Origin of the sequence: Thalassotalea euphylliae, assembly GCF_003390335.1 — a bacterium.
Lineage (GTDB): Bacteria > Pseudomonadota > Gammaproteobacteria > Enterobacterales > Alteromonadaceae > Thalassotalea_F > Thalassotalea_F euphylliae_B.
This window is the reverse complement of record NZ_QUOU01000001.1, coordinates 4,483,797-4,497,599: the sequence shown is the minus strand read 5'-3', so window position 1 is coordinate 4,497,599 and position 13,803 is coordinate 4,483,797. Positions and strand designations below refer to the sequence as shown.

Here is a 13,803-nt window from a genome sequence, read left to right as displayed (position 1 = left end):
GTCAGGAAAAAGCTTGAAGGTCAGACCAGTTTTGTCAACAATGGATTACCTGATCCCGATAACAACACCTAAAAGGATACCGTATGGCAAACAAATTTAGTAAAGCGGTGGCTGCGATATACAAGTTGCCGACATTTTGTCATAGCTATTTGCTCACTAAGTTATTTTGCTCACAAGTAAAGTATGCCGGAACTTCACGCGTAAAATTACAGCGCATCTCGAACCAAGAGGTTGAGCTAACGCTTGCCAACATTAAACGCGTGCAAAACCACATTGGTGGTGTTCATGCCATTGCCGCATCGTTACTCGCCGAATCGGCGACGGGTATTGTTTTTGGTATGAATGTCCCAGATAGCCACTTGCCATTGTTAAAGTCGATGACGGTAAATTACAACAGGCGTATGCAGGGGGCACTAACGGCGAAAGCGCAGTTGAGCGACGCACAAATCACCGCTATTACCAGCGAGGAAAAAGGGGATATGCTAGTGCCAGTCACGATTACTGATGAATCAGGGCAAGCGCCGATTGAATGTTTAATGAATTGGGCTTGGGTGCCGAAAAAGCGCAAGTAACCTAAGCCCCAAACAAGTACAAACGCTAAGGCAACATACCAGCGCTTTACACTCGACCAAGCATCTAGCATTATTAATCGACACTTTAACGACTAATACTGCGAAATGCTTGTCAGCGCTTATCTCGTCGATAAGTTGTCATGTCAACGCAACCAGTGATGGATTATTGGGTTAACTGACCCGGGTTAACAACATGACATACGCCGTGAATATTAAGCCCATTACCGCTAAAAAACTCAGCGTTTTGCTTATCGCCGCTGTGGCGCTTTTCGTATTTGCTGCAGGTATGGCAAGTACCGCATTTGTGATTCAACAGCGCAGTTTAGCGCATATCAACCAAGAGCAATTGCCCCGCGTTTATGGTGACTTTAACCAGCTAGTGAAGATAAGTCGGTTGATCGAGTCGCTCAATAAAGTGCAGCTGTCATCGGCAGTGCCAGCAATGGTTGAACAGCACACAGAGTGGGCAGCATCCGCTAAACTCGCTTTTCAATCGTTGCGCGCTAACCGCTTACAGTTTTCGGCGCTTGAAGCATTGATTAACTTTGACCGCGCGACCCTGAATCGACTCAGTGAAAATGCTAACCGCAATGCCATGCTGACCCAACTGGCAATCGAGCGAGTCGAAGTGGCTCTTGCCTTGCTGGCAAATTCAAGAGATCAGCAGCCACTGGCACTCAACACTGCCTTACGCTTGTTAAAGACCTCATTAGAAGCCATTGCTAAGCAACCTGTACCCCTTGAGCAAGCGTCGATAACCGCACAAATAGAACAGCTGTCTCAATGGCTTGCACTGCAACGCGCAAACGGAAATCGCAACACTTCCAATACGCTAGTTGAGGCGATTCGCTTACTGGTGGGCATTTTTACTGATGAGCACGCCTTGTTTGGCAAATGGCAGGGACAACAGCGATTATATGGACAATTTAACACTCAGGTTGAGCAGGCGATCGCTGAGCTGATCAACTATCGCGAACAGCTAAGTCGCAACAATGCGATTAACGGCACGCGCATTGATCCAGATGCTGCTATTCGCTTTCGAGGTTATTCAGTGCTATTGAGCGATGCTGTGGTTTGGCTAGCAAGTTTGGCGGCGGGCTTTTTTATCATTGCATTAATCCTTGTATCGCGTTTACACAAACGTCACCATCAACGTTTAGATCAGCTGGTGGGATTCACCTCGGCGGTGTTGTCTGATCAAAACGGTACGTACTTACAACAGGTTGTTGCGCAAACACAGCAAGGGAAGATCACAGAGCAACAGCGCGAGCTTGCGAAAGCGCTCACAACGAGACTGAGTCACACCTACTCACAAGCGTATGTTGATAATTTGCAAGCTCGCCATCGAGCGAGTCGGGAACAACTGGCGTTGTGCGCGGCAACGTGGCAATGGCGATGTTCAAATGGTGTCGTGGATTTCTCTCAACGCTTGAGTTCATCCTTGCTAGCGCAGCTCAGTGCGCCAGATGAATTGAGCTTTTCTTTGAGGGCAGTACGGCGCGCTATCGGCAAGGAAAATTTTCACAGGCTGCTGGAAGCGAGTCATAGTGCCACTGAGCTATATCAGTCTCACTCTCTGCCACAGCCACAGAGCTGTTTGATCGCGTTAGGCGATGGTGTGTATTGTCAGGTAAAAATCACCTATCGCGAAGGACAGTGGTCAGGCACGCTGGTCGATCAAACGGCATTACATACCAAAATCAACACACTAAAAAAACAACTCACTGGGCAAAAAAACTCACTTGAGGAACAACGCCAATCGTCGATACAAGGCACCTCAAGTGACTATCAGGCGCTTAGTAAAATGCTTATACAAGGAGCGCTGCAAAGTCAGGGTATGATGCTAAGTGAGGCCGATACTAGTACGCAATCCGTCAACGACAAAGCTTTGCTGAGGGCGTTGAGTCGTCTTGATGAATTACAAACGATGGCGATGCTGTCAACCCAACAGCGCAACCGCGAAGCGCAAGATATTGATGTGCATCAGCTTAACGCAGCCATCATTGCGAATTTGAACAGGGAATTTATCAGTCGTAAGCACAGCGTTGCCATTTTCCACGAAGACAATATTCACGCACATGTCAATTTAGATGTAGACTTCTATACGCGTTTACTGACAGGCTTTAGTAACTTGATGCTGGCGGGGCTACATAAACAGCAGCTATTGATTAAGTTGGCAGCCATCGACCAAACCAAAGGTCAGCAAACCTGGCAGCTCAGTTTCGCGCTACTGACGCCAGCCTCCGCACAGACGCAAAGCAGTCAGCAGGCGTGTTCGCAACCACTTGCTGACTTAATCAAAGATCCTAGTAGCCAGCATTGTCATCACACACGCTATTGCCAACAAATGTTAACGGCCTTGCGCGGCCAGCTTGTCACTATTAAGCAGCAAGCAACAAGTGTCGAGTTAGTCTTAAACCTGCCCGTTGCCTTGCTTGACGTTGCTGAAAATACGCCAGCCAGCACACGGTTAACGCATGCCAAAGTGCTCGTGTTAAGCGCACAGACGGCGCTTGCTGAGAGCATCTCTCTCTCGTTGGCCTCAACCAAGGTTGAATGTCAGCAGATTAACAACATGGAAGCGTTTTACGCTCGGTGCAGTGCAGTACAAATCAAGCAGCGAAAAGTGGATGCGGTGGTGGTCTGTGAAGGGCTGTCACGAGAATATTCAGCAATAGATAAACACATCAAAAGCTTGGCTGACAAGGTGCGTCCATTCGTCGTGCTATTGCAGGACAAGCCACACAACTTAGCGACGACGGGATTACACGCATTAACCGCGCGAGCGATTACACCGACTTGCTTGCAAGCGACTATTGCTCAAGGTTTAACGGGTAAAACACCAGATACTGCGCTAATTTCGGCTGACACGTTAAGTCCTCATCAATTTGTACATACTCATGTTGCGCTGCTACTGGCGGTTAAACAGGTTGAGCGCCACCAAGCATTGATCAATTTGCTCACATGGCTGGGCTTTCAAGTCACCTTAGTTGTTGATGCTGTTTCTATGCATAACCACTGGCGCAGTGGCAGGTTTTTAGTACTCATTAATGAATTTACCCTACCACGTGAACTAACACCGCTGGTAGGACAGGGGGTGACTCGCGGTGTCTTTACACTAAGTAATAGCGAGCAGAGCACAGCTGTTGAGCAAGAGCAAGTTGCCGAAAAAGCCTTACTTCAAGAAACAGAAGAACAACAAGATAAGCACCAAGATTTCGCTAAATCATGGCATGTTGCAACAGTTGCTGGTGGCTTGGGTGATTTAAGTGGCTTTGACCTTGATGGCTGGATGCAACGCCTGTCTCCATGGTTAATCACACGCTCTGTGGGCACGAAAATTCCTCACGTAACATCAACGCGAGCTGCACATACACCTGCTGGGACGGGGTTAACCGGGCTGGCATTTGCCAGTCAGCTCGATGAACTGATGCCAGCTGCGTTCGATCTCGCCAACTATGCGCAAAATCAAGGCTCGGCTGAGTTGGCAGCATTTATGATTGACGATTATATCGAGCAGTTGGTGATTATTGCGCGTCAACTGACAGAGCAAGTGAAATACGAAGATAACCAGACGTTACTGGCGACGCTTGCAGACATGTCAGTTATTGCCCATATCCTTTCTGCGCAAGGGCTAGTACAGCTTTCGTTGCAGTTTGAACACGCCTTAAAAAATCAATCAAACATGGGGATTGAACGTATACTTGGGCAAATGAAACGAGAAATCGTCTTGATCAAGCAATATGCGGATGCGATTTAGGAAAGTATGTCGACAATAACTCAAACTAACGCCCAAGTGATTAGCCCGTGTGTACGCAATTGCTGCCTCAATCGCGCGGATTATTGCTTAGGTTGCAAACGCCATATCGATGAAATTGTCGGTTGGCGCGCACTCAGCGAAGCGCTTGGCAATTATGACGCAGCTTACAGCGCGAGATATTGGTGATTAGCACTTGGCTTTTTTAGCATTTGGTTTTGTTAGCACAATCGGCTGTGGTTAAGCATCTCTAGGTAAGCCTTTTTCTATTGCTCTGATCAACCGCTGGTTTAGGCGTTTTGTCTTATTGTCATTGGCGTTGTCGTGATTAGTACTAGTGCTATTGGCTTCGTTATCCTGCAATAGAGTGTCATTTCTCGGGACATTCACCGCGATACTGTGCTGCTTTGCGGCCTGCTCGGCCAACGCCCATTCGATGTGCTCGAGCACCATCTTTGCGGCTTGCTCAGACGACTCGTCTCTAAGCTGCGCGGCTCTTGCTGTTAGTGCACCAACTATTGCTGGTTGAAACGGGGCATTGCCCAAAGCTACGGCAATATTGCGCAACCAACTGTGATAACCAATACGTCTAATGGGGCTGCCTTCGGTGCGCGATAAAAACTCCGACTCACGCCATGCAAATAACGTCAATAAAGTACTGCCATCAAGTTGCTGGCGAGGGTGAAAATCAACTTCCTCGGTCAATGAGCTGAATTTGTTCCACGGGCAAATTAGCTGGCAATCATCGCAGCCATAGATGCGATTGCCGAGCGCTTTGCGAAACTCAACCGGAATAGCGCTTTGATTTTCTATCGTTAAATACGAAATACACCGCTTGGCATCGACAACATAAGGCTCAACAATGGCATTGGTTGGGCAAATTTTCATACAGGCCACACAATGACCACATTGATTACTGGGGGCGTTGTCCACGGGTAATGGCAAATTCACCAGTAATTCGCCCAAGAAAAACCAAGAGCCAGCTTCTTGATTGATCAACAAACTGTGTTTACCCACCCAGCCAAGCCCCGCTTTTTCGGCGAGCGGTCGCTCTAACACAGGAGCTGAATCAACAAATGGACGAAAGTTGAATTCAGTGCAGTAGTCTTGAATTTTTTTACCCAGCTGTTGCAAACGCTTGCGCATCAATTTGTGGTAGTCGCGACCCAGTGCGTAGCGACTGACATAGCCAAGCTCTTTATCTTTGAGGGTTGCCGCAAATTTTGCGTTAGGGGGTAAATAGTTCATGCGAGCGCTAATCACACGTACTGTGCCCGGCTCAAGCTCATTTGGCCTTGCGCGCATCATGCCATGGCGCGCCATGTAATCCATTTCGCCGTGATACTGATTGTCTAACCAAGCTTGTAAACGCGGTTCGTGTTCACTGAGGTCAATGTCGGCAATGCCCAGTTGAGCAAAACCAAGTGATTGCCCCCAAAGCTTGATTTTTTCTGCAAGATCCTGATAGTTGATAGCGGCAGTCATCAATGGTGAGTAAAAATGGATGTAATAAAATTGAGCGCTAGTTTACCACAGCCTGTTTACAGTGCGAATGAGGTACTAGCAAACGAAGCCGCAGCAGCGAGCGCCAAAGGTGTGCCGCTATTTGCCCTTATGCAAGCCGCAGGTAAAGCCGCGTTTGAACTGATAAGTCTGCACGCTGAGCAAGCCAGCTCAGTGTTAATTATTGCTGGCAAAGGCAACAATGGCGGCGATGGCTATATTTTGGCGCGTCACTGCGCTGCAGCTGGCTATGTTGTTTCATTGCTCGTACTGGCCAGCGAAGATAAAATTACTGGTGACGCGGCTAAAGCACTGGCGATGCTCGATCCCAACAGTGTTAACTTGCGTTTTGAACCAGATTTAGCCAAAGCCAACGAGCTGATTGCCGATTATGAAGGTGACTGGCTAGTCGACGCGATTTTTGGCATTGGTTTACGGGGCAAGTTAACCCGTGCGTGGCAGCAGCTGCTGACCACGATTAACGACCATTACAGTCAAATCTTGAGTTTAGATATTCCATCCGGCCTTTGTGCTAGCACTGGGCATGTTGACAGCATCGCCGTTGCCGCAGACTTCACGGTGACGTTTATCGCCCTCAAACAAGGATTACTCACCGGCAAAGCCGCGAATTACATTGGCGATTTATGGTTGGCGACGTTAGCTGTGCAAAACGAGTTCGTGCAAACCATACCGGCGCAAGTATTTGCACAAGGCACCACTGGCTTACCCGGCATAGCACCAAGGCGGCCAACCATCCACAAAGGCAGTATTGGCCTAGTGTTGGCATTGGGAGGAAATTTAGGTATGCCGGGGGCCATACGCATGGCGGCTGAGTCTGCTCTGCGCGCTGGCGCGGCACTGGTGGCGGTTGGCTGCCACCAAGACAACCAAGCCATTGTTGTGCAAGGGCGACCAGAGTTGATGTTAGCCCCCAGCGAACCAGAACGTTTAGTGGCATCGTCGTATACCGACAAGGCGAAAGTTATTCTGATCGGCCCAGGTCTTGGTCGTGATGCTTGGGCAAATCAACTGGTACAGGCAGCGATAAAAGCTGAAAAGCCTATGGTGGTAGATGCAGATGCACTAATCGCAATGAAAGCGCTAGGTGCCCGAAGCGACAATTGGGTGCTAACTCCTCACCCGGGCGAGGCGGCTTTCCTGCTCGATTGCGATATTGCCGCAATAGAAGCGGATCGCTTTGCTGCGGTGCGGGCTATTGCTGAGCAGTTTGGTGGAGTTTGCGTGCTTAAAGGGGCGGGCAGCCTTATTTGTGATGGTCAGCAAGTTATCGTCAACACCACAGGCAATGCTGGTATGGCATCGGGTGGCATGGGAGACGTATTATCAGGCATAATAGCGGCATTAATACTTCAAACAGGCTCTTTGATGGATGCGACCCGACTGGCGGTCAGTATTCACGGGCAAGCTGCTGAACACGTCACCCAGAACACTGGGATGCGTGGTTTATTGGCAAGTGACCTGTTTGAGCCAATAAGACAATTAGTAAATCAATATTAATGATATGAAAAAACAATATTTCCTTGCTGATGAAGCGGCAACTGTCGGCTTGGGTACAGCGTTAGCCGAGGTCGTGAAGAATCATTTGCAACAAGGTATTACCGTTTTTTTGAACGGCGACCTGGGTGCCGGTAAAACCACGCTAACCCGAGGTTTTGTCCGTGGCATGGGTCATCAAGGCAATGTTAAAAGCCCGACTTATACCTTGGTCGAGCCATATGAATTAGCACCATGGCAGGTCTATCACTTTGATCTCTATCGATTAGCTGACCCAGAAGAACTTGAGTTTATGGGCATAAGAGATTACTTTACCGACAAGAGTTGTAGTTTTATTGAGTGGCCAGAAAAGGGCCAAGGGCTGCTAGCTTCGCCAGATCTGATTATTGATTTGGCATACCAAAACGAACAGCGCATCGTGCAGTTAACCAGTGAATCGTCATTGGGGGAGCAGCTGCTAAACGCCTTGTCTTTAACTTACCAAGGCAGTCAGATTCAGGACACTCATTTTCAGGGTAGTAAAGTATAGATGATTTGGCATCGCACTAGCTTAGCATATGTGATCTTGCTGACCCTTTGCCTGGTTAGTAGTGAAGCCGTTGCGAGTAACAAAATTAAAGGGGTGCGGGTGTGGCCAGCACCAGAAAATACCCGTATTGTTTTTGATTTGTCGAGCAAACCTGATTACAGCTACTTTAGCTTGTCATCGCCGAATCGCTTAGTCATTGATTTTAAGCAGAGTAGCAATGCCGTTGCACTGAGTAAGCTGGCTAAAAATGATAAGCGCATACTGAAAGTACGCACCAGTAAGGCCAAGCAGAAAGGCGCGACACGGATAGTGTTAGAGCTTGCTCAATCTTATCAAACCACTATTTTTCCACTCGCACCTGCGGGCCAGTATGGCAATCGGCTCGTGGTTGATTTATACGATAAAAAGTCACTAGACAAGCAAACGGTTCGCGTAGAGAGCAAGAAAAAGCGCGACATTGTCGTTGCTATTGTGGCAGGCCATGGCGGGGAAGATCCCGGTTCAATTGGGCCAAGAGGCACCTATGAAAAGCATGTGACGCTCAGTATTTCCAAGAAATTAGCCAAGCTGATCAATAACAAGCCTGGCCTTAGTGCTAAACTCATTCGCACCGGCGATTATTACATTAACCATAATCGCAAAACGCAGCTGGCACGCAAATACAAAGCGGATCTCTTGATTTCTATTCACGCCGATGCCTTTACCTCACCTCAGCCAAGCGGTGCATCCGTGTTGGTGCAAGACCCTCGCCGCGCCAATTCTGAATTCGCCAAGTGGATTGCCAACCGTCAAAAAGAATCAGAATTGTTAGGTGGAGCAGGCGATACCATCAGGAAAACCAAGGATAAAAACTTAGCGTTAACGCTTGCTGATATGAAAAAAGAGCACACCATGGCAAGTAGCTATGATTTTGCAGAGCACGCGGTGAAACAGTTGAAAAAAGTCACCAAGCTGCATAAAAAGCGCCCGGAGGGCTTGAGCCTTGCGGTATTGAAATCTTCTGATATCCCATCGGTGCTGATTGAAACAGGCTTTATCTCTAACCCAACCGAAGAGCGTAACTTAAATAGCAGTAGACACCAGCAAAAGCTCGCGAAATCTATTTTTACCGCAGTTCATGATTATTTTATGGACTCGCCTCCTGCGGGCACCTTGTACGCATCGATTGGCTACAAAAAACACCGTGTTGCTAAAGGCGAGTCGCTATCTGTGTTGGCGCAACGCTATAAGGTCTCTGTTGGCCAGCTAAAATCAGCGAACAATTTACGCAGTAACACCGTGCGTGTTGGTCAAACACTGAAAATCCCCAGAGCATAATCATGGGCATTGAAATCTTACCCGCTCGTCTGGCCAACCAAATTGCCGCGGGCGAAGTGGTTGAGCGCCCAGCATCGGTTGTCAAAGAGTTGATCGAAAACAGCCTAGATGCCGGTGCCACCAAAATTGCTATCGATATTGAGAAAGGTGGAGCCAAACTTATCCGAATTGCGGATAACGGCAAGGGGATCGTTAAAGACGAGCTAACACTTGCCCTTAGTCGGCACGCTACCAGTAAAATTAAAGATCTTGATGATTTGGAAGCGATTGCCAGTTTGGGCTTCCGTGGCGAAGCACTGGCCAGTATCAGCTCGGTGTCGCGGTTAACGCTCACCTCAAAGCCCGCAGCGCAAGAAAATGCCTGGCAAGCGTTTGCCACAGGCCGCGATATGGCGGTTACTGTGCAACCTGCGGCGCACCCCAATGGCACGACCATTGAAGTTAACGATCTGTTTTTTAATACGCCTGCGCGCCGTAAATTTTTACGCACTGAAAAAACTGAATTTAATCATATTGATGAAGTTATTCGCCGGATTGCGTTAGCCCGTTTTGATGTCAGTTTTTCACTCAGCCACAACGGTAAAATGGTGCGCCAATATCGCGCCATTAAAAATGCTGAGCAGTTTGCCAAACGCGTTGGTTTAGTTTGTGGGCAAAAGTTTGTTGAGCAGGCTATCAAGGTTGATTGTCATCACGACGGCCTGCATTTGTGGGGCTGGCTCGCCCACCCCGAGCAACATCGCAGCCAAAATGATTTGTGTTATAGCTATGTGAATGGCCGGATGATGCGCGACAAGCTGATCAATCACGGTATTCGCCAAGCCTTCGCTCAGTGGATTCCGAACGACAGCTACCCTGCCTTTGTGCTTTTTCTCAACCTAGATCACAAAGAAGTTGATGTCAACGTGCACCCAGCAAAACACGAAGTGCGTTTTCATCAGGGGCGCTATGTTCACGACTTTATCTACTCGGTTTGCCATCAAGCGCTGCAGCAAGCGTTGAACCAGCAAGAGGTGCTCATTGGCGGTGAACAAGATCCGGTAGATGGCGAGCTGTCGCCCAGTGCTTTGACGCCCGATATTGGTGTATTGGCCCAGCCGCAAACACCCAATGTCGGTGATACCTCATATGCAGCAAGTGCCGAACGAGATTATACTGATCGAGATTATGTCAGGCCGTTAAAGCGCGCTTCACAGGTAAATGATGCCGCTGCCTCAGGTGCAGGTTACTCGACAAGTTATGGGGGCGCTGGTGCTGCGACGAGTGGCGATATGCGCCAAGCAGCGCAAAGTTATCAGGCGTTGATGACCGCTAAATCTAGCGACAATAGCGACCAGGTGCCAAATGCTATTGAGCAAGCGTCAAGTCAGCAGCTTTTACCTGATTTACTACACATTATTGATGACAGTATCGCCTTGATTAATCACCAAGGTCAGTTAGTGCTACTAAAACTTGAAGACATTAGCCATGCGACCAATGCTGTGTTAGTCGAGCAACGATGGGCGCAAGGCTTAACCAGCCAACCTTTATTGCTACCGATAGTGCTAACCTTAAATGAACGAGCAATCGATTGGCTTAATAGTCATATGGCCTTGATTGAACAAGCGGGCATTGTTTTGCAGATTCAAGCGGGTAACAAAGTGCAAGTGCGCCAGTTTCCGGCGATGCTGCGCGCGTTTGATGTCGCAAGCTGCACACAAACGCTCATTACACAAATGCTGGAGCTATCGAGTGATACGATTGGCGCTGATACCGATACAATCGCGGTGTTTAAGCAGCAGTTTGCGCAACTGATGACGCCGAGTTCGTTTGACGCCGCAAGTGCTAAGCAACTGTGGCGACAAGCAGAAACTGTGCTTGGCGAGCAACTAAATCAGCTTTGCGACTTGAAATCAGCACCACTAGACCTTACCTCTGCAATATCGCAATTACACTGAATAAATATGTCTGAACTGGATAAACAACCGCCTGTTATTTGTTTAATGGGGCCAACAGCTTCTGGTAAAACGGCACTCGCCATGGCGTTATATGACGCTTTGCCGTGTGAGATCATCAGTGTTGATTCTGCATTGGTTTATCGGGGAATGGATATAGGTACCGCGAAACCTACGGCAGAAGAACAAGCTAAGTATCCGCACCGCTTAATTGATATTATTGACCCGAGCGAAAGTTACTCGGCGGCCGATTTTTGTCGTGATGCGCTGCGTGCAATTGCTGAAATTCGGGCGCAAGGGAAAATTCCACTACTCGTTGGTGGAACTATGATGTACTTTAAAAGTCTGATTGATGGCATCTCGCCATTACCAGAAGCATCGCCTCAAGTGCGTGCCGAAATTAATGAACAGGCACAAACCCATGGTTGGGAGTATTTGCACAACGAATTGCAGCAGGTCGACCCTGTTTCTGCTGAGCGCATACACCCGAATGACCCCCAGCGGTTAACGCGTGCACTTGAAGTGTACCGCTTAACGGGAAACACTTTGACACAATTAACCGCGGTAAAAGGTGATACCCTGCAAGGAGATGTTTTACAATTTGCGATAGTGCCTGCCGATCGGGCAACGCTTCATCAGCGTATTGAACAAAGATTTCAGCAAATGATTGCCCAAGATTTTAAGCAAGAAGTGGTTAAGCTTAAATCGCGGGGAGATCTGCACGAGGACTTACCATCCATTCGATGTGTGGGCTATCGTCAAATGTGGCAGCATCTCAATGGTGAATGCGATTTCGATGAAATGGTATTCCGTGGCGTTTGTGCCACTAGACAGCTGGCGAAAAGACAGCTAACTTGGTTAAGGAACTGGCCAAATTTACATCGGTTAGACATGGACGATAGCACTAACTTAGCACAAGTATTGTCGGCAGTGAGCAAACTATAATCTTTGTATTATACTTAGCTTGTTACTGACTATTTGATTAATAAAAACTTTTTAGCTTAATTTATCTAACAATAACAAAAGGGGCCAAAGAATGGCAAAGGGGCAATCTTTACAAGACCCATTTTTAAATGCGCTTCGTCGTGATCGCATTCCTGTAGCAATCTACTTAGTTAACGGTATTAAATTACAAGGTCAAGTCGAATCGTTTGATCAGTTTGTTATCTTGCTTAAAAACACTGTGAGTCAAATGGTATACAAACACGCCATTTCCACCGTCGTTCCTGCTCGCGCAGTCAACACGGCACCTCAAGGTCAACCTGACTTTAATCAGGACAGTTAATATTCATGATAATACCTAGTATTGTGTGGAGTTGCTCATTTGTTTGATCGTTATCAAGCAGGTGAGCAGGCAATACTTGTTCATGTAGACTTTCCCGACGAAAGCAGCAGAGAAGACCTACAAGAATTCAAAATGCTAGTGTCATCTGCTGGCGTTAATGCGCTATCAGTGGTCACTGGTAAGCGAAATGCTCCTCACCCTAAATATTTTGTCGGTAGTGGTAAAGCGGAAGAAATTGCTGACGCCGTTAACCTCTTTGACGCGAATGTCGTGCTGTTTAACCACGCGCTTTCTCCATCCCAAGAAAAAAATATTGAAGCTTTGTGCCAATGTCGAGTGATTGACCGCACCACGCTTATTCTCGATATTTTTGCACAACGCGCTCGCACCCATGAGGGTAAACTGCAAGTAGAGCTGGCCCAACTGCGGCATATCAGTACTCGACTCATTCGAGGTTGGACGCACTTGGAACGCCAAAAAGGTGGTATTGGCTTGCGCGGCCCGGGTGAAACACAGCTCGAAACCGATAGACGCTTGCTACGTGAGCGCATGAACAATATTACCAAGCGATTGGAAAAGGTTGAAAAGCAGCGCCAGCAAGGCCGTCGCTCACGCGTGAGGGCGGAAATTCCAACCTTATCGCTGGTTGGCTATACCAATGCAGGTAAGTCGACATTATTCAATTTGATTACCCAAGCCAATGTTTATGCGGCTGATCAGCTTTTTGCTACCTTAGATCCCACGTTGAGAAAAATTGAAGTTGAAGACGTTGGTCGTGTTATTCTCGCCGATACTGTCGGTTTTATTCGTCATTTGCCCCATGACTTAGTGGCTGCATTTAAAGCGACACTAACCGAAACCAGAGAAGCCGAGTTACTACTACACGTGATTGATATCGCTGACGAAAGGCGTACTGAAAATATCAACGAAGTGCAAAGTGTCTTGGACGAAATTGATGCCGGTGAAGTCCCTCAGTTATTAATTTGTAACAAAATAGATAAACTCAGCGACTGTCAGCCACGTATCGACAGAGATGAAAACGGTCAGCCAATTAGGGTGTGGTTGTCGGCACAAGCAGATATTGGTGTCGACTTGTTGTTTGAAGCATTGGCAGAGCGCATGGGCCGTCAAGTGGTAAAACACAGTCTAAAAATCCCTCCCACTGCTGGCAAATTACTCGGTGCCTTATATCAACTCAATTGTATTGCTCGTGAGGATTACGACGAACAAGGCAACTGTTTAGTGGATATTAAGTTGCCCATTCGCGAGTGGAATCGTTTGATCAAACAAGACAAAGCGAGCGTGGAACGCTTTATCGAAAGCTAACAGGCTGATATATTATTGGCTTTCTTTATAATTTTAATTTCAAAGTCACATTGTTGCGGAGTGCG

General features: G+C 47.7%; 11 protein-coding genes. 10 read left to right on the top strand and 1 reads right to left on the bottom strand.

Going from position 1 to position 13,803, the window contains the following annotated elements; translation table 11 throughout:
• The first annotated feature begins 83 nt into the window (after positions 1-83).
• From DXX93_RS19510 to DXX93_RS21225, 3 genes are all read left to right on the top strand, one after another.
• Positions 84-572: a DUF4442 domain-containing protein gene (locus DXX93_RS19510; protein ID WP_116009569.1), complete on the top strand. Its 489-nt coding sequence runs from the start codon at positions 84-86 to the stop codon at positions 570-572.
• A 193-nt stretch (positions 573-765) separates the two neighbouring features.
• Positions 766-4,332: a hypothetical protein gene (locus tag DXX93_RS19505; RefSeq protein WP_116009568.1), complete on the top strand. Its 3,567-nt coding sequence runs from the start codon at positions 766-768 to the stop codon at positions 4,330-4,332.
• Between the two features lie 6 nt (positions 4,333-4,338).
• On the top strand, positions 4,339-4,518 hold the full coding sequence (locus tag DXX93_RS21225; RefSeq protein WP_258872723.1) for a DUF1289 domain-containing protein: 180 nt from the start codon (positions 4,339-4,341) through the stop codon (positions 4,516-4,518).
• A gap of 51 nt (positions 4,519-4,569) precedes the next feature.
• On the opposite strand, the gene queG is transcribed toward DXX93_RS21225, so the two are convergent.
• Positions 4,570-5,814, bottom strand: a complete 1,245-nt coding sequence (gene queG / locus DXX93_RS19495; protein ID WP_116009567.1) for a tRNA epoxyqueuosine(34) reductase QueG — start codon at positions 5,812-5,814, stop codon at positions 4,570-4,572.
• A 15-nt stretch (positions 5,815-5,829) separates the two neighbouring features.
• On the opposite strand from queG, the gene DXX93_RS19490 reads away from it, so the two are divergent.
• The 7 genes from DXX93_RS19490 to hflX all read left to right on the top strand — a co-directional run bounded on the left by DXX93_RS19490 (position 5,830) and on the right by hflX (position 13,738).
• The gene (locus DXX93_RS19490; RefSeq protein ID WP_116009566.1) at positions 5,830-7,350 is read left to right on the top strand and encodes an NAD(P)H-hydrate dehydratase; all 1,521 of its coding nucleotides are present in this window, start codon (positions 5,830-5,832) and stop codon (positions 7,348-7,350) included.
• 4 nt (positions 7,351-7,354) lie between these two features.
• A complete protein-coding gene (gene tsaE, locus DXX93_RS19485; RefSeq protein ID WP_116009565.1) occupies positions 7,355-7,876 on the top strand; it encodes a tRNA (adenosine(37)-N6)-threonylcarbamoyltransferase complex ATPase subunit type 1 TsaE in 522 nt (173 codons plus the stop codon).
• On the top strand, positions 7,877-9,193 hold the full coding sequence (locus DXX93_RS19480) for an N-acetylmuramoyl-L-alanine amidase (protein WP_181902273.1): 1,317 nt from the start codon (positions 7,877-7,879) through the stop codon (positions 9,191-9,193).
• A 2-nt stretch (positions 9,194-9,195) separates the two neighbouring features.
• On the top strand, positions 9,196-11,130 hold the full coding sequence (mutL, locus tag DXX93_RS19475) for a DNA mismatch repair endonuclease MutL (RefSeq protein ID WP_116009564.1): 1,935 nt from the start codon (positions 9,196-9,198) through the stop codon (positions 11,128-11,130).
• Positions 11,131-12,072 carry a tRNA (adenosine(37)-N6)-dimethylallyltransferase MiaA gene (gene miaA, locus DXX93_RS19470; protein ID WP_374188954.1) on the top strand — a complete coding sequence of 314 codons (942 nt, stop codon included), beginning with the start codon at positions 11,131-11,133 and terminating at the stop codon, positions 12,070-12,072. It abuts the gene before it with no gap.
• 91 nt (positions 12,073-12,163) lie between these two features.
• Positions 12,164-12,412 (top strand): RNA chaperone Hfq, encoded by a 249-nt coding sequence (gene hfq, locus DXX93_RS19465; RefSeq protein WP_116002023.1) that lies wholly within the window; start codon positions 12,164-12,166, stop codon positions 12,410-12,412.
• Positions 12,413-12,451: 39 nt separating this feature from the next.
• Positions 12,452-13,738 (top strand): ribosome rescue GTPase HflX, encoded by a 1,287-nt coding sequence (gene hflX / locus DXX93_RS19460; protein ID WP_116009562.1) that lies wholly within the window; start codon positions 12,452-12,454, stop codon positions 13,736-13,738.
• The last annotated feature ends 65 nt before the right edge of the window (positions 13,739-13,803 follow it).

Bases quoted from the DNA above. Each gene is read 5' to 3' on its own strand.
- tsaE (WP_116009565.1), top strand. From the start codon at position 7,355: ATGAAAAAACAATATTTCCTTGCTGATGAAGCGGCAACTGTCGGCTTG.
- hfq (WP_116002023.1), top strand. From the start codon at position 12,164: ATGGCAAAGGGGCAATCTTTACAAGACCCATTTTTAAATGCGCTTCGT.
- mutL (WP_116009564.1), top strand. From the start codon at position 9,196: ATGGGCATTGAAATCTTACCCGCTCGTCTGGCCAACCAAATTGCCGCG.
- queG (WP_116009567.1), bottom strand. From the start codon at position 5,814: ATGACTGCCGCTATCAACTATCAGGATCTTGCAGAAAAAATCAAGCTT.
- DXX93_RS19505 (WP_116009568.1), top strand. From the start codon at position 766: ATGACATACGCCGTGAATATTAAGCCCATTACCGCTAAAAAACTCAGC.
- DXX93_RS19510 (WP_116009569.1), top strand. From the start codon at position 84: ATGGCAAACAAATTTAGTAAAGCGGTGGCTGCGATATACAAGTTGCCG.
- DXX93_RS19480 (WP_181902273.1), top strand. From the start codon at position 7,877: ATGATTTGGCATCGCACTAGCTTAGCATATGTGATCTTGCTGACCCTT.
- DXX93_RS19490 (WP_116009566.1), top strand. From the start codon at position 5,830: ATGGATGTAATAAAATTGAGCGCTAGTTTACCACAGCCTGTTTACAGT.
- DXX93_RS21225 (WP_258872723.1), top strand. From the start codon at position 4,339: ATGTCGACAATAACTCAAACTAACGCCCAAGTGATTAGCCCGTGTGTA.